Source organism: Mucilaginibacter panaciglaebae (genome assembly GCF_039539265.1).
Taxonomy (GTDB): Bacteria; Bacteroidota; Bacteroidia; order Sphingobacteriales; family Sphingobacteriaceae; genus Mucilaginibacter; species Mucilaginibacter panaciglaebae.
Genome location: NZ_BAABCV010000006.1, coordinates 114673 through 131412 on the forward strand (window position 1 = coordinate 114673; position 16740 = coordinate 131412).

At 43.5% G+C, this 16740-nt stretch carries 11 protein-coding genes; 7 read left to right on the top strand and 4 right to left on the bottom strand.

The window, feature by feature from the left end; all coding sequences use genetic code 11:
• Window positions 1–42 precede the first annotated feature (42 nt).
• From ligA to ABD772_RS09785, 7 genes are all read left to right on the top strand, one after another.
• Window positions 43–2055 (top strand): NAD-dependent DNA ligase LigA, encoded by a 2013-nt coding sequence (gene ligA, locus ABD772_RS09755; RefSeq protein WP_345103358.1) that lies wholly within the window; start codon window positions 43–45, stop codon window positions 2053–2055.
• Between the two features lie 197 nt (window positions 2056–2252).
• Entirely contained in the window at window positions 2253–2615 is a 363-nt protein-coding gene (locus ABD772_RS09760) for a methionine-R-sulfoxide reductase (protein WP_345103360.1), read from the top strand.
• Between the two features lie 436 nt (window positions 2616–3051).
• On the top strand, window positions 3052–4023 hold the full coding sequence (locus ABD772_RS09765) for a ribonucleoside-diphosphate reductase small subunit (protein WP_345103362.1): 972 nt from the start codon (window positions 3052–3054) through the stop codon (window positions 4021–4023).
• A 79-nt stretch (window positions 4024–4102) separates the two neighbouring features.
• Window positions 4103–6481, top strand: a complete 2379-nt coding sequence (locus tag ABD772_RS09770; RefSeq protein ID WP_345103364.1) for a ribonucleoside-diphosphate reductase subunit alpha — start codon at window positions 4103–4105, stop codon at window positions 6479–6481.
• Between the two features lie 162 nt (window positions 6482–6643).
• Window positions 6644–6844: a cysteine-rich CWC family protein gene (locus ABD772_RS09775; RefSeq protein WP_345103366.1), complete on the top strand. Its 201-nt coding sequence runs from the start codon at window positions 6644–6646 to the stop codon at window positions 6842–6844.
• Between the two features lie 101 nt (window positions 6845–6945).
• Window positions 6946–7557 carry an RDD family protein gene (locus ABD772_RS09780; protein ID WP_345103368.1) on the top strand — a complete coding sequence of 204 codons (612 nt, stop codon included), beginning with the start codon at window positions 6946–6948 and terminating at the stop codon, window positions 7555–7557.
• A 73-nt stretch (window positions 7558–7630) separates the two neighbouring features.
• Window positions 7631–8584: a glycoside hydrolase family 43 protein gene (locus ABD772_RS09785; protein WP_345103370.1), complete on the top strand. Its 954-nt coding sequence runs from the start codon at window positions 7631–7633 to the stop codon at window positions 8582–8584.
• Between the two features lie 119 nt (window positions 8585–8703).
• Here the strand turns inward: ABD772_RS09785 and ABD772_RS09790 are convergent, their stop codons facing one another.
• The 4 genes from ABD772_RS09790 to porW form a co-directional block, all read right to left on the bottom strand.
• Complete coding sequence (locus ABD772_RS09790) at window positions 8704–9654, bottom strand: sugar phosphate isomerase/epimerase family protein (RefSeq protein WP_345103372.1); 951 nt, start codon at window positions 9652–9654, stop codon at window positions 8704–8706.
• Between the two features lie 88 nt (window positions 9655–9742).
• Window positions 9743–11545, bottom strand: a complete 1803-nt coding sequence (gene uvrC, locus ABD772_RS09795) for an excinuclease ABC subunit UvrC (protein ID WP_345103374.1) — start codon at window positions 11543–11545, stop codon at window positions 9743–9745.
• 81 nt (window positions 11546–11626) lie between these two features.
• Window positions 11627–13870, bottom strand: a complete 2244-nt coding sequence (locus ABD772_RS09800) for a penicillin-binding protein 1A (RefSeq protein ID WP_345103376.1) — start codon at window positions 13868–13870, stop codon at window positions 11627–11629.
• On the bottom strand, window positions 13867–16698 hold the full coding sequence (gene porW, locus ABD772_RS09805) for a type IX secretion system periplasmic lipoprotein PorW/SprE (RefSeq protein ID WP_345103380.1): 2832 nt from the start codon (window positions 16696–16698) through the stop codon (window positions 13867–13869). Before porW ends, ABD772_RS09800 begins: the two co-directional genes overlap by 4 nt.
• Window positions 16699–16740 lie beyond the last annotated feature (42 nt).

The window sequence follows — 16740 nt, forward strand, 5'->3', positions numbered from 1 at the left end:
AATTTTGGCGCCTTGAATGGTCAAATCCTTATCTTCGCTCCTATGTCACCTGCAGAAGCAAAACAACAAATTGAGGCACTATCGGCCGAGTTAAAGCAGCATACTTATAACTATTATGTGCTGGCCATGCCAACAATATCCGACTTTGATTTTGATAAAAAACTGGAAACGCTGGCTGCGCTCGAAAAGCAGTTTCCCGGGTTTTTAGACCCCGATTCGCCTACACAAAGAGTGGGTGGTTTTATTACTAAAGAATTTCAAACGGTACGGCATCGCTGGCCCATGCTATCATTAGGTAATACCTATAATGAGCAGGAGTTGCTGGATTTTGATCAACGCATCCGCAAAGCTATAGGCGATAATTTTCAATACGTGTGCGAACTGAAATTTGACGGCCTCTCCATGAGCCTGACTTACCAGAACGGCAAGCTTATCCGCGCGGTAACCCGTGGCGACGGCACACAGGGCGACGACGTAACCACCAACGTAAAGACCATACAAAGCATCCCCAAACAACTCAAACATGGCGATTACCCTGCCGAATTTGAGATACGCGGAGAGGTGTTTATGCACCTGAAAGCCTTTGAGCGCCTGAACCAGGAGCGTGTAGAAAACGGCGAGCAGCCTTACGCTAACCCGAGAAACTTTGCCTCAGGTACTGTGAAACTGCAGGACTCGAGCGAGGTAGCTAAACGTCCGCTGGACTGCTTCTTATACTTTTTATATGCCGAAAGGCCGCCATTCAAAACTCATTGGGAAAGTCTGCAAGCTGTAAAAAGCTGGGGTTTTCATGTAAATGAACATAGCCGCCTGTGTAATACGATGGATGACGTACTGGCTTTTATAAAAGAGTGGGACAAGCGCCGTTTCGACCTGAGCTATGATATTGACGGTATCGTTATTAAGGTAAACAGCTACGCCCAGCAGGAAGAGCTGGGCTTTACGGCCAAATCCCCTCGCTGGGCCATATCTTATAAATTTAAAGCTGAGCAGGTGCAGACCGAATTACTGGCGGTAACTTATCAGGTGGGTCGCACCGGGGCTGTAACCCCGGTGGCTAATCTAAAACCGGTATTGCTCGCAGGCACAACCGTAAAACGTGCTACGCTGCATAATGCCAATGAAATGCTGCGCCTCGACCTGCATAAAGGCGACTGGGTATTTGTCGAGAAAGGTGGTGAGATCATTCCCAAGATCATCGGCGTAAACATGGAAAAACGCGTGACGGGTGCACCGACTATAGACTATGTAACCGAATGCCCGGCCTGCGCTACACCGTTAACCAGGGTAGAGGGCGAAGCCGCATTCTACTGCCCTAATGATGAGGGATGCCCGCCGCAGATCACGGGTAAGATACAGCACTTTATTGGTCGAAAGGCTATGAATATTGATGGCTTGGGCGACGAGACTATAGAGGCACTGTATCAGCGCGGTTTTATACACCATATCAGTGATCTGTATAAGTTGTACGAGCAAATTGACGACCTGAAAAAGATGGAACGTTTCGGTGAAAAATCTATCAACAACATGCTGGACGGTATTGAAAAATCGAAGCAGATGCCTTTTGAAAAGGTGTTGTTTGGTTTGGGGATACGCTACATCGGTGAAACCGTAGCCAAAAAGCTGGCCGTGCATTTTAAAAACATTGATAACCTGATGGCCGCTACATTGGATGAATTGGTTGTCGCCGAGGAGATAGGCGACCGGATAGCCCATAGCATTATTGAATATTTCGGCAATGAACATCATCGCGAGGAAATAAAAAAACTAAAAGCAGCCGGCTTACAGTTTGTGGCCGAAGAAAAAGAGGTGGTGCTGCAAAGTGAAGCATTGGCTGGCAAGACCTTTATTATATCAGGCACATTCGAAAAATCGCGCGATGAACTGAAGGATATCATCGAACAAAACGGTGGTAAGATACTGAGCAGTATATCGGCCAAACTTAATTACCTGGTAGCCGGCGACAATATGGGGCCGTCTAAATTGGAAAAGGCACAAAAACTGAATATCCCTATCATCAGTGATGAGGAATTGATGGGGATGATAGGCGGGTAATTTATCTTATCAGCATAATAAAAAACGACATTTCGAGCAATAGCGAGAAACGAAATTTTTGTTTTTGTATTTTCTCTCGTCACCCTCATGTAAACATCCTCCCCAAGAACAATCGCGACCAATTTTTTGTCGTATTTTGTAGCAAGGCGACCATAGAAATGTCGTTTTAATAACTCAGCTACTTAATTTAAATTAATATGAAATACAATGAATTAACCCCGGACGAAGAGTGGGTAATACTGCATAAAGGTACTGAGCGCCCTTTCACCGGTGCTTTGTTAAATAACAAAGCGCAGGGGTTGTATGTATGTAAACGCTGCGATACCCCGCTTTATACTTCTGAATCAAAATTTGAGTCGCACTGTGGCTGGCCAAGTTTTGATGATGAGATATCTGGCGCAGTTAAACGTATATCTGATGCCGATGGCCGCCGTACTGAGATTGTATGCGCAAATTGCGGCGCTCACCTGGGCCACGTTTTCGAAGGCGAATACCTAACTCCAAAAAATATAAGACACTGCGTGAATTCGCTGTCAATGAAATTTGTGCCGGCGACATAACAAATTGCCTGCCGATAAAAGTCACATTCCGATAATATTTATTTAACAGGCTCTTTTTCAGTGGCTAAGACTATCAACAAAAAGTTTGTGAATAACTTATAGGTGATGTGAATAACTATCACTAACAACCAAAAAAATCATAGCCTATCTTTGGATTACAAGTTCTTTAAAACGCTCCTGAATGCCGGCGACCTTGTCGGTTTTGAGTTTTAAGGGCTTCAAATTTATCAAACGGCGGACACGCCGGCACACACTGTATAGACGTAGTTTTGTGGCGATTGGTGAGGGCGATTGACTAAGTAGTTTAGATGATAATTGAAGTTATCGTCAATTAAAATTAACTGCTGTGTGGCATTGTCGACTAAAATTTACCAGCCATAAAGCTTCGGTGAATAAAGTTTGAAAGGTTAAGAATTAAATATAAAGCATTAAGCGCATGGCAGAGGAAACTGAATTACTATTAAAGGAAAACAAGGATCGTTTTGTTATTCTTCCTATCAAATACCCGGCTATTTGGGAGATGTATAAAAAATGTGAAGCCAGTTTTTGGACCGCCGAAGAAATTGATCTTTCTGATGATATGAAACATTGGGAAAATCTAAGCTCGGGCGAGCGTCATTTTATCTCACATGTGCTTGCTTTCTTTGCCGCAAGCGATGGTATTGTGAACGAAAATCTGGCAATTAATTTCATGAGCGAAGTGCAGTTGCCTGAAGCCCGTTGTTTTTACGGTTTCCAGATCATGATGGAAAACATCCACTCTGAAACCTATGCGTTGCTGATTGATACTTATGTAAAAGACCCAACCGAGAAGGACCGCTTGTTTCATGCTATTGATACCGTGCCATGTGTAGGTAAAAAAGCGCAATGGGCACTACGTTGGATAAACAACGGCACATTTGCCGAGCGTTTAATAGCCTTTGCTGCGGTTGAAGGGATTTTCTTTTCAGGTAGTTTCTGCTCTATATTCTGGTTAAAAAAACGCGGCTTAATGCCGGGCTTAACCTTTAGCAATGAATTGATATCGCGCGACGAAGGTATGCACTGTGAATTTGCCTGCCTGCTTTACCGCATGTTAGAAAACAAGTTATCAAAAGAAGCAGCAACTGCCATTATTACTGATGCTGTTGAGATAGAAAAAGAATTTATCAATGACGCCTTACCGGTTAGTTTGATTGGTATGAACGCTAAGTTGATGAGCCAGTATATAGAGTTTGTTGCTGACAGGTGGTTGTCTGAGTTAGGATATGATAAAGTATACGGCGCAAGCAATCCGTTTGACTTTATGGAAATGATATCACTGCAGGGCAAAACCAATTTCTTTGAGAAACGCGTAGGTGATTACCAGAAGAGCGGTGTATTGAACAATCAGGAAAACAAATCTTTTTCTTTAGACGAAGATTTTTAATCAATAAGATATAGCATCCAGTTAAATAAATAAATAGTAACCCCGGTTGGGTCCAGTCCAGCCATAAAATGCCAAAATTATGTTCGTAGTAAAAAGAGACGGTAAACAAGAGTCTGTAAAATTTGACAAAATAACCGCACGCATCGAAAAGCTGTGCTATGGTTTAAACCCTGCACTGGTTGATCCGGTCGATGTGGCAAAAAAAGTAATTGAAGGTTTATTTGATGGTGTTACTACGTCAGAACTGGATAATCTTGCTGCCGAAACTGCGGCGTCGTTAACCACCAAGCACCCGGACTACGCGTTATTGGCATCGCGTATTGCTGTATCAAATTTGCATAAAAACACGGTTAAATCGTTCTCAGACACCATGCGTAACCTGCATACCTATATAGACCCCAAAACGGGTAAAAACGCTGCGTTACTGGCTGATGATGTTTATGAGATCATTGAAAAAAATGCTGAAGAACTGGATAGCAGCATTATTTATGATCGCGATTTTGGTTTTGATTACTTCGGTTTTAAAACTCTGGAAAAATCATACCTGTTAAAACTGGATGGCAAAATTGCCGAGCGCCCGCAACATTTGTTTATGCGTGTATCGGTAGGTATCCACAAAGAGGATATAGCCAGTGCGATCAAAACTTACAATCTGATGAGTGAGCGTTGGTTCACGCACGCTACACCTACTTTGTTTAACGCAGGTACTCCAAAACCGCAAATGTCATCATGCTTTTTGTTAACCATGAAGGATGACAGTATTGATGGTATTTATGATACTTTAAAACAAACTGCTAAGATATCGCAAAGCGCAGGTGGTATCGGCCTGAGCATTCACAATGTGCGCGCGACAGGTTCATATATCAGCGGTACTAACGGTACCAGCAATGGTATCATCCCGATGCTGCGTGTGTTTAACGACACAGCCCGTTATGTAGACCAGGGCGGCGGTAAACGTAAAGGCGCCTTTGCTATTTACTTAGAGCCTTGGCATGCGGATATCTTTGAATTTTTGGACCTGCGTAAAAATCACGGTAAAGAAGAAATGCGTGCGCGCGATTTGTTTTACGCACTTTGGGTGTCTGACTTGTTCATGCAGCGCGTTGAAGCTAATGAGGACTGGAGCTTATTCTGCCCGCACGAAGCACCTGGCTTAGCTGATTGCCATGGTAAAGAATTTGAAAAACTCTACAAAAAATACGAGAAAGAAGGCCGCGCCCGTAAAGTGATCAAAGCACAAGAACTTTGGTTTGCAGTATTGGATGCCCAGGTTGAAACCGGTACACCTTACCTGTTATATAAAGATGCTGCCAATAGCAAATCTAACCAGCAAAACCTGGGTACTATTAAAAGTTCGAACTTGTGTACAGAGATTTTAGAGTACACATCTGCTGATGAGATTGCGGTTTGTAACCTGGCTTCACTGGCCTTACCACGTTTTGTGCGCGAAGGTAAATTTGATCATGAGAAATTGTACGAAGTAACTTATCAGGCTGCTGTTAACCTGAACAAGATCATCGACAATAATTACTACCCGGTTGAAGAAGCGCGTACTTCAAACATGCGTCACCGCCCTATTGGTTTAGGTGTACAAGGTTTGGCCGATGCTTTCATCCTGCTGCGTATGCCATTTGAAAGCCCGGAAGCAAAGCAACTGAACAAAGAGATATTTGAAACCATCTACTTTGCTGCTATGACGGCATCAAAGGACCTGGCTATAAAAGATGGCCCTTATGAAACCTTTAAAGGTTCGCCACTGTCAAAAGGCGAGTTCCAGTTTGACCTTTGGAAAGTAAAACCTGAAAGCGGCCGTTGGGATTGGGAAAATCTGCGCTTAGACGTAATGAACCACGGTGTGCGTAACTCGCTCTTAGTAGCACCAATGCCTACTGCTTCGACTTCGCAAATTTTGGGTAACAACGAATGCTTTGAACCATATACCTCAAACATATACACCCGTCGTGTATTAAGCGGTGAGTTCATCATCGTAAATAAACATTTGCTGCGCGATCTGGTAAATCTTGGTATTTGGGACAACACCATGAAAGATAAGATCATCAGTGCAAATGGTTCGGTCCAGGATATTGCTGAGATTCCGCAAGATTTGAAAGACTTATACAAAACTGTTTGGGAGATTAAGATGCGTGACATCATTGATATGGCTGCCGACCGTGGCGCTTATATCTGCCAGTCGCAGTCATTGAACTTGTTCATCAACTCACCAAACGCTTCGAAACTGACTTCAATGCACTTCTACGCCTGGAAAAAAGGTTTGAAAACCGGTATGTACTACCTGCGTACACAGGCAGCATCGCAAGCGGTTAAATTCACTGTTGAAAATCAAGGCGGCAAAAACATGGACCCGGTTATACCGGAAGTGGTACAACAAGTTGCCGACGAAATACCGGCCGGCCCAACCTGCTCAATGGAAGAAGGCTGCGTGACTTGTTCGGCGTAAGTAGTTAATGGTTCATGGTTGATAGATCATAGAACTAATAAAATAAGACCATAGCCATGTCAGAAAGAAGAAATTCGGCTGACAATGGCTATGGTCTTTTTGTTTTACCTTTGTTTTTGATTGACATGGGCCATGAACTATGAACAATCAACAATGATCCAAATGTCCAAACACGAAATCATATCCTGCGACCGTTGTGGCGACCGCATTGAATGTAAGGCCAATTCTTACACAAAATGCCAGTGCAGCGTGGTGCCGCTAACCATCAACGAGGTGCAGTACATCAGCGAGAATTATGATGGTTGTATGTGTGCTAAATGTTTGCTGGAGTTGCAGGGCGAGTATAAAGAGATAATGGCTTAAATGGTATGTTACCCTGGGTACTCAAAGGGTGAGCGTAGACTTTGCCTCAGCGAGATACACCCTAGTACATAATTAGTAAATTATGCTAATTTAGAGCATCAATGTCCACCACCGTAAGCACATATATCCTCGTTATTAACGGCAAACCCGAAGGCCCGTTCACTATCGATGAGTTGAAAGCCCGTAACATCAAACCCACCGACTTCGTCAAAACCGAAACCATGGACGACTATAAAGAAGCCCATGAAGTTGCCGAGTTACGCGAGTTGTTTGGTTTTCAAAAGCAAGTGTTACTACAATACTATGGCTCGTTCGACCAACGGGCTACCGCTGCCTTTGTAGATTGGCTGATCGTATCAGCGATGTGTATTATACCCTCATTTTGCATTACCTTTTTTATTACTGACAAAACCATTGGCCTGGGTTTAGCGCTCAGTATGTTTGCACTGATACCCTTAGCTAACCTAATTTATCATATCCGGATGGAAAGCTCGCCCAAGCAAGCTACTTATGGCAAGCAATTACTCAAAATACGGGTTTGCGATATGCACGGTAAGCGGTTAACACTGACCCATGCTGCCAAACGGAATCTGGTTAAGGTGTTGTCGGTAGGTACTTTAGGTATCGGTTATTTATTTGCTTTCTTTAATAAGCAGCAGCAATGTTTGCATGATAGGGTAGCGGGTACGTTAGTGATTAAGGATAGGCTGTAACTTTCCTTTTTGTCATTCTGAGCAAAGCAAAGAATGACAAATGGTTTAATATCTTAGTACAAATTATAAACTCATGAAACCTGTTTTCCTGCTGTGCGCCTTGTTGGCCGCAATGACCACCAATGCGCAATCAATTCAAAAAGATACCATCCAGGTAGCCGACCCGACGATATTTTATGAGAATGGCCAATATTATCTATACGGAACAGGCAGCAACCGAGGCTTCCCGGTCTATCAGTCGCCCGACCTGATCAATTGGAAAGCAAACGCAGGGAAAGCTGAAGGCGGGTTAGCGCTGGTAAAAGGCGACAGCTATGGTGATAGATTATTCTGGGCGCCGCAGATCTTCAAAAACAAAGGCAAATACTATATGGCCTACGCCGCTAATGAAGACGTCGCGATAGCAGAAAGCGACAGCCCCCTCGGGCCGTTTAAGCAGTCGATGATCAGGAAGATATCTGGACCGGTGCACCAAATCGACCCTTATATATTTAAAGATACCGATGGCAAGTTGTACTTGTATTTTGTACGGCTGCAAAATGGTAACCGCGTGTTTGTCGCTCCGTTAAAAGATGATCTGTCGGACATTGACACGGCTGCGGCCAAAGAATGCGTAAACTCAAGTCTGGAATGGGAGAACACCGCGCACAAAAGCTGGACGGTATGCGAGGGCCCTACGGTGCTTAAACACAATGGGCTTTACTACCTAACCTATTCAAGTAACGATTACCAGAATATCGACTACGCTATTGGCTACGCTACCTCAACATCACCAATGGGGCCGTGGACAAAGAACCCGACTAATCCTATCATCAGCCGTCATACCGTAGGGTTTAATGGTACCGGGCATGGCGATGCATTTGTGGGTAAGGATGGAGGGCTGTACTATGTACTGCACACGCACTTCAGCAATACCAGGGTACAAAGGCGCAAAACGGCTGTTATCAAGTTGGCGTTTAGTAAGGATAAGCCTGCTAAGCTGATGGCTGATAAGGACAGCTTTAGGTTTTTGACGATAGATAAGTAATTTAAAAGAGTGTCCCCCCTTGAGGCACTCGAAGGGTGAGCGTCGGCCTGTAAAGCGTTTATCGGCCGTTGCGCTCATACTTCGACGGCTCAATATGGCACCCTGTTTTTTTTCTACACTTATGCGCTTAAAATAGCCGCCATATACTCGCGGCATTTAGCTACCTCTTTAACGTCGGTGGAGCCGGCCGGTACTTTGTATTCCAGCTCGATAGTGGCCGGGAACTTGTATTTTTTCTGTTTCATCAGCAGCAATACTTCTTTTATCGGAGTGTCGCCTAAGCCAAACTCAGTATTTGGGCCATTGTTAACTTTACGGTCCTTGAAATGCATGCTGGTAATGCGGGCGTGGTGCTTTTCTATAAAGGCGAGTGTGTCGGTATTATTACCTGCTACGTAATGCCCAATGTCCAGGTTAATACAATTATATTCAGATTGCGACATGGCAGTGTCCCACAATGTTGGCGTCGATTGGGTATGCGCGTGATAGCCTATGCGGATTTTATGCTTAGCGGCTATGTCGCCAATGCGCTGGGTCAGCGCATCGTTGTGCTCGGGCATTTCGCAATTACAATGATTTGCACCTAATGCCTTCGCTGCGTTAAAAGCGTAGTTAATTTCCTCGTCGGTATTGCCTGGGCCAAATACTACCGGTTTGTAGGCATAAATGGTAACGCCTGCATCTTTATATAGTTTACCTATTTCCTTAAATTTATCCATAGGGACGTTGGCGCGCCAGTTGGCCATTGCCTTGTTAAAATCAGTTGCAGATTGGCCCGCAACTTTTTTAGGAGCACCAGCCGACAGCTCCATAGCATCGCCACGCAGCTCAACACCACTGATATTGTCCTGCAAACAATATTGTAGCATATCCTCGGCTGTAACATTTTTCATGTGGCCGTAAGAGTAAGTGGTAACACCAATCAACACCCCGCCGACTACCGAGTTTGGTTTATCAGCTCCGCTAAAAATAGCGCTTGCAAAATTAGTTTTAGGCAATATCAACATACCGGCAGCGGCCAATGCACTACTGCCAATAAAGCCACGGCGGGACAGGTGTTTAGTTTCCATACTCGAAAATTGTGTTATAAATGGTTGCGGTAAGGTAGCAAAAATTTGGAAAGACCAACGATTGTCGGCCTAAAAACACCGTAACAATTTAGTTAGTACTGTTAAAATATGCCAGGATAGCTTTAGCTTGTTTCAGGTTTATTACTTCCAGTAAAGCTTCTTCATTAGCTTCGCGGATCTTCTTAACCGACTTAAAATATTTCAGCAGTTTCTCGGCTGTAGTTTTGCCAATACCATCGATCAGTTCCAACTCGGTAGCGAGCGTACCTTTGTCGCGTTTTTTACGATGGAATGTGATGCCGAACCGGTGAGCCTCGTCGCGCAGATACTGGATGACCTTTAGGGTCTCTGATTTTTTATCTAGATACAGCGGATACTGATCGCCCGGATAATATAGCTCCTCCAACCGTTTAGCAATGCCGATGACGGTAACTTGTTTATCAATACCCAGCAGCCTGAGGCTTTTCATGGCGGATGACAGCTGACCCTTGCCACCGTCAATCAGAATTAATTGCGGCAGGCCGGTATCTTCATCCAACACCCGACGGTAGCGGCGGAAAACCGCTTCTTCCATAGTAGCAAAATCATTCGGGCCCTCAACGGTTTTTACGTTAAAGTGGCGGTAATCTTTTTTGGACGGTTTGCCATCCTTAAATACCACAATAGCCGATACCGGATATTTACCCTGGAAATTGGAGTTATCAAAACACTCGATGTGTCGCGGTAGTTGGTTCATCCGCAGGTCTTTCATCATCTGTGTAAGCAATCGCTCAGTGCGCACTTCCGGGTTCAGTTTTTCATATTGGTCTATGCGCTCTTTTTTGAAGAACTGCACATTCTTTTGCGACAGATCGAGCAGTTTGCGTTTTTCGCCCAGTTTGGGTATGGTAAATTTAATACCGGCATCGCCCAGATCGGGTTTAAAGGGAACGATCACTTCTTTTGAAGTACTGTTATACCGGCTCCTGAATTCCATGATGGCTAATGTTAACAGCTCTTCATCGCTTTCGTCCAGCTTTTTCTTTATCTCGATGGTTTGAGTTTGGATGATGGTGCCGTTCATCACTTTCAGGAAGTTTACAAAGGCCATTTTTTCTTCGGATGCAATGCTGAATACATCGACATCAGTGATTGAAGAATTAACTACTGTCGATTTACTTTGATAATTCTCCAACAGGTCAAACTTACGCTTCAAACGGTGCGCCAACTCATAGTTCATGTTGGCAATGGCGTTTTCCAATTCGGCTTTCATTCTACGCAAAACCGAGCCGATCTTGCCATTTAAAATGTCTTTTATCTCTTCGATATTAGACTCGTAATCTTCTTCGGTCTGAAAGTCCTGACAGGGGCCTTTGCAGTTGCCTAACTGGTACTCTAAACAAACCTTGAACTTACCCGCCTCTATGTTTTGCCGGGTAAGCGCCAGATTACAAGTGCGTAGGGGGTATGTTTCTTTAATTAAACCTAAAATAGCATGCATCATGCTTATCGAGGCATAGGGGCCAAGATACCTGGAGCCATCCTTTACAATGCGGCGTGTCCAGAATATACGCGGATAGTTTTCGTTTTTGATGATGATCCAGGGGTAGGTCTTGTCATCTTTCAGCAACACATTATAGCGTGGCTGATGCTTTTTAATCATGCTGTTTTCCAGCAGCCAGGCATCGACCTCTGTATCAACAATAGTAAAAGTAATATTGCGGATTTTAGATACAAGCACCCGCGTTTTTGCATTGACGTTGGTATCTTTAACAAAATAAGAACTAACACGATTACGCAAATCTTTAGCCTTACCTATATAAATAAGTTCATTATCCTCATTCCAGTACTGATAGACGCCTGGTTTATGAGGGATATTTTTTAAAGCCGCACGATAATCGAATTTGCTCATATTTATACACTCATCACTACTTCCATTGCCAACGCATTATTGCGAAGAGGTACGACGAAGCAATGACGTGGGTGCGGTGGTTTAGAAGCTTAACTTCTTGTCAACGTCATTAGTGCCTTTTTGCTGTTGGCTATAAAGATCACAGTCAAGTACCGTAGTAAGCCCGCCTTTGGGTAATTCAAAGTCAATGTTCTTTTTGATGCCTAATGATTGATCGGCATAAACTTTTTTAAGATACAGTGCAAAAATCGGCAAGGCTGAATTTGAACCCTCACCCATACGCGTAGTGCGGAAATGAAAGTCACGGTTTTCACAACCTGTCCAAACGCCGGTAACCAACTTTGGCGTTACGCCGATAAACCAACCGTCAGAGTTATCAGATGTGGTGCCGGTTTTGCCGGCTATCGGGTTGGTAAAATTATATTTCCAACGCAGGCGGTTACCTGTGGCGCCCTGCATATCTACAACACTTCTCAGCATGTCAACCATTACGTAGGCGTTTTGGTCGTTCATCACTTGTCTCACTTTTGGCGTATGGTTATAAATTTCGTTGCCGTTTTTATCCTCAATACGCAGCAGATAGGTTGGTTCTGTCCAGATACCATGATTAGCAAATACGGAATAGGCAGCAGTCATATCCATTACAGTGGCATCAAATACGCCTAAGCAAATACTTGGATAAGGCGGCACATCAGTATGAATACCCATTTTCTTGATCAGTTCGACTACCGGCGGTGGTGTTACCTCATTCATCATATAAGCTGTTACCCAGTTTTGTGAGTGGGCAAGCGCAGTGCGCAAAGTGATCATGCCCGGCACAGTTTCTAATGGCGACGATCCCGGAGTCCAATCAGGCGCGCCCGGGCTCTTAATGGTGATAGGCACATTGTCAACCTGGTAGCATGGCGAGTAGCCATTGTCGATAGCTACTGCATATGTAAATGGCTTAGCAGTCGACCCTACCTGGCGTGCACCTTGTTTTACCTGGTCATATTTAAAGTGTTCAAAATCAATACCACCTACCCAGGCCTTTACATAACCCGTAGTTGGGTCCATGCTCATGAGTGCGTTACGCAGCAGCATTTTGCAGTACACAATCGAGTCGACAGGCTTCATTACCGTATCAATATCACCTTTCCAGGTGAACAGGTTGAGTGTATCAGGCGTATAAAAGTTGTGAATGATATCTTCTTCAGACATATCCTGGGCTTTCAACTCATGATAGCGGTCTGACTGATGAATGCCTTGGTCAATCAGTAATTTAAAGTTCTTGATCTTGGCAGATAGCTTAACACCTTTCCATTGCATATTGAACTGGTTTTGCAGGTCTCGCATGTATTCGCGCTGTGCCTCTTCGGCATATTGCTGCATGGTGTAATTAATGGTGGTATAGATCTTTAATCCATCACGGTCGATATCATATGGGGTACCATCTGCTTTGGTAATGGTTGACAATATTCTTTTTACATCATCTTTTAAAACCGATCTGAAATATGGAGCCAGCCCCTCGTTATGGTTCATAGGATGATAATCAATACCCAGCGGTTTAGCGCGGCATTCTTCAGCTTCCGCTTTGCTCAGAAATCCTTCTTCAACCATACGGCCTAAAACAAAATTACGCCTGGTAAGCGAATTTTTGGGATTCCGGATAGGTGAGTATAGCGTAGGGCCTTTAAGCATAGCTACCAGTACGGCAGCCTGGTCGGGCGTTAAGCGGGCAGGGGTAGTGTTAAAGTAGGTTTGAGCTGCCGATGCTACACCGAAGGTGTTACTGCCAAAGCTAACACTGTTGAGATACATGGTAATGATCTCCTGCTTGGTATAATGTTTTTCAATGCGCACGGCGATGAGCTGCTCTTTTAGTTTTTGTACGAAGCGGTTAATTACATTATGTGCCCGCCCCTCACTTGAAAACTGATTAAGGGCCAATTGTTGTGTAATAGTGCTTGCCCCTTGTTTATGGCCTATCAGGTTATAAAAAATAATGCTGAAAGTACGCCAGAAATCAATGCCCGAATGCTGATAAAAATGATTATCTTCTGTAGCAACCAATGCATTAATAACGTTTGGCGAAATGTCTTTAAAAGTTACATTAGAACGGTTTTCAACATAATATTTGCCAAGTATCTTTTTGTCTGACGAGATTATCTCTGATGCCTGGTTGCTTTTAGGGTTTTCAAGATCACGCAGCGAAGGTAACGTACCAAATATGCCGAAGGAGGTAAGCCCTATTAATAGCAACACAAATACAAAGCAGCCAATAAAAAACCTCCAGATGTACCAATTATATTTTCTTATATCCTGGGGCGATAACTTTTCACTCATTTTAATAGGGTTTGTTGATAATATTCAATATAATCATCCAATATTTTTTTGTCGGCTAATTTATCCAGATTTTCTTTGGTAACGATAAAAAAACTGTATTTATCGGCAGGCACCTTCATAATCTGCGGCATTAACGGAATAATGCCACGGGCATAATCCTTAGCTGCGTTTAAGTTGCGTAATGGACCTACATAGATCAGCTGGTTGTCTGCGCCGACGGTTTTTAGCTGATGGCTGATAGTATTTGCCCGAAAATTGATCCGGTTATACTGCCCGACGCCAAAACGCGACGATGACAGATCTATTGTGCCTGTGCTTACATTGATAACGAAATAGTAGTTGGTACTATCGTGCTCATTAAATAACGTTGACGCTTTTTCAGGCGCGGCAGTTGCCGTTATTTGCTGGTTCGCTGCATCGGCGGGTTTTATAACTCCCGGTACCATAGGTTTCTCCGTTGGTTTTTCAGCCGGCTTTTCAATTATTGTTGAAAATTGACGGTTGCGGTTAAATACGGCATCTTTTTCATACTCAACAGGCGGGATAAATAAAGCGCTCGTTGTATCAGTATTCATAATAGCAAAAGGTTGTGCCGAAAGTTCCGGCAAGTTCGCATCAACGTAAGCCAGGTGTTGTTTTACAAGCGGGGTGATTAATAGATCGTTAGGATAAGCATTAGCAATTTGTTGTAATTCGGCGCGAAACGGAGTAACCTTTTCAAGGTATCCGGAAGCGACAACTCTCAGGTAATAAATTTGCGGTGTGTATTTATTAGCCGGGTATTGTTTTAATAAACTATCGGCATTGATAATAACCTGGTCAAAATTTTTGTGACTATACAGGTCATACAGTTTATTATAAGCCTCAGTTAATTGCGCGTCTTTGTCATCCAGCTTTTTGCTATAACCGGGGTCGATGATCACTTTAGCATATACGGTTTCGGGATATGCTTTCAGGATGCGGTTTTTATAGTTATCAGACTTGGCAGCATCGATATCGCTATACAAGCGATAAAGACTATAATATATAGGTGCCTTATTCGGATCGTTTGGGTATTTGGTCAACAACAACTCATAATTGGTTATGGCCTCTTTTTTTTCTTCAAGAACGTCACGATAAAAGTTAGCCATGTCCAGATAAGCGTTATAAATCCGTGCGTTTGATTGTTCGAGCAGGGCAGTGGTGGTTGGCAAATCCTGCAGTAACTGTTGACGGTAATTGCCGGATGGTATCTGGTTGGTATTTTTTGGCTTATCTGCAGTCGGGGCGTCCGGGTCGGTCATTCCGGCTATAGCCAGATTTGTATTGCCGGTAACGCTGTTATTATTGCCTTTGCTGGCTTTGCGCCAATTGTCTTCTAATTTGCGATTGCCCCATTTTCGCTTAAACTCGGCATATCCCTGGCTTACTGCCACTGCGTTGTAAAAATAAAAGCTGCTTCCGGTGGCTGCCCTAGGCTGGGCCTGCAATCTGTTAACGGGGCTTGCAAGGCCAGAGGCAGAGCCGCTATTGCCTGTGTTAACCACTGTAGCAGTGGTTGGTTGCTGTAAAACGTGCGCATTAACTAATGAATCAATCGCTTTGGCGCGGGCCAGTTCGTCCAGTTTTGCTAAATTTTGTAAAGTATCTTCACGGGCTATGATCTGTAGTTTATCAACCAGCACTTGCAGGTTATTGCTTTTCTTTTGGATGGTTTGATAGCCAGGGTAGGCTGGCGGCAGGTTGATTAACGTGCTGTCGTAATATTTTTTGGCGTTAACGTAGTCGGCACGGTTGTTAAAATCAATGTCAGCAATACGCAGGTACGCTAACCCTTTTTGGTTTTGATTTTTCAAACTGCTGTGTACAGATAACTTATAATACTTTAACGCGTTGGGTATATCCTTGTTAGCGGCATAAATTTCGGCCACCTGGAAATAGATCTGGTCATTAAAGTCGATGTTGTTCTCGTCTTTCAATAAACTCAACAGTAAATCAATGCGGTTAACTTTAACACCATTATGCATTTGCTGTATACGGATGCGATTCAAGTTGGCATTAAAAGCCATTTCAAACGATGCGTTACTTTTTGCAACGCGGTTATAGCTTAATAAAGCGTCGTCGGCTTCATGGTTAAGTTCTTGCAGCTGCCCCAGGATAAACGTCCACCGCAGTTTTTCGTCAGCGTTTTTTGTTAAGCCAATGGCTTTTTTGGCGGCCGTCTCAGCCTCTGTATAATTTTGGATGTTGATATTATACTGCAAGGCCGCAGCATACACTCCTGCAGGCAGATGTTTCTTTTTTGTAAAATCTGATAAAGCCGAATCTAAAGTAGCCTTAGCTTCCCTGGTATTATTTAGATATAACAAAGCCCTGATTTTCCACGCATAAGCTTCCTGGGTTAACCTGATCTCTGTGGGGAAAGAATGGATTACATAGTTAAACAGTTCCACTGCATCAAAAAATTTACCATCAAAATAGTTGGCTTTGCCCATTACCAGGTAAGCACTACCTATATATTTACTCTGCTCTTTCTCATTAATAATAGTATTAGCGCGAAAGATTACCGCCTCCAGATCTTTATCCGCTGTGCCATTATGCGCAACAGTGTCCTGATATACGCTTAAAACATCCGCATATTCATCGATATAGGTAGCAGCATACGTTTCCTGTTTCTGGCGCAAAATCTCATCAGCATTATATAATATATTATAATGAGCAGTTACGTTTTGCATAAAACGATTAAAGCCGGTCTCTTTCTCGAACGAACAGGCAGCTAACAGTAAGATCAACAATCCTGCGAAAAAGTTAAATAGCTTATTTATAGTAGATATGTAGATGCGCTTCAAGTTAAAATCGGAATTATAAAAGCATTGCTAATTTAGTAAACA

What these genes read in the sequence shown, in the direction of transcription:
- ligA (WP_345103358.1), top strand. Translation starts at nt 43, where the DNA reads ATGTCACCTGCAGAAGCAAAACAACAAATTGAGGCACTATCGGCCGAG.
- ABD772_RS09760 (WP_345103360.1), top strand. Translation starts at nt 2,253, where the DNA reads ATGAAATACAATGAATTAACCCCGGACGAAGAGTGGGTAATACTGCAT.
- ABD772_RS09765 (WP_345103362.1), top strand. Translation starts at nt 3,052, where the DNA reads ATGGCAGAGGAAACTGAATTACTATTAAAGGAAAACAAGGATCGTTTT.
- ABD772_RS09770 (WP_345103364.1), top strand. Translation starts at nt 4,103, where the DNA reads ATGTTCGTAGTAAAAAGAGACGGTAAACAAGAGTCTGTAAAATTTGAC.
- ABD772_RS09775 (WP_345103366.1), top strand. Translation starts at nt 6,644, where the DNA reads ATGTCCAAACACGAAATCATATCCTGCGACCGTTGTGGCGACCGCATT.
- ABD772_RS09780 (WP_345103368.1), top strand. Translation starts at nt 6,946, where the DNA reads ATGTCCACCACCGTAAGCACATATATCCTCGTTATTAACGGCAAACCC.
- ABD772_RS09785 (WP_345103370.1), top strand. Translation starts at nt 7,631, where the DNA reads ATGAAACCTGTTTTCCTGCTGTGCGCCTTGTTGGCCGCAATGACCACC.
- ABD772_RS09790 (WP_345103372.1), bottom strand. Translation starts at nt 9,654, where the DNA reads ATGGAAACTAAACACCTGTCCCGCCGTGGCTTTATTGGCAGTAGTGCA.
- uvrC (WP_345103374.1), bottom strand. Translation starts at nt 11,545, where the DNA reads ATGAGCAAATTCGATTATCGTGCGGCTTTAAAAAATATCCCTCATAAA.
- ABD772_RS09800 (WP_345103376.1), bottom strand. Translation starts at nt 13,870, where the DNA reads ATGAGTGAAAAGTTATCGCCCCAGGATATAAGAAAATATAATTGGTAC.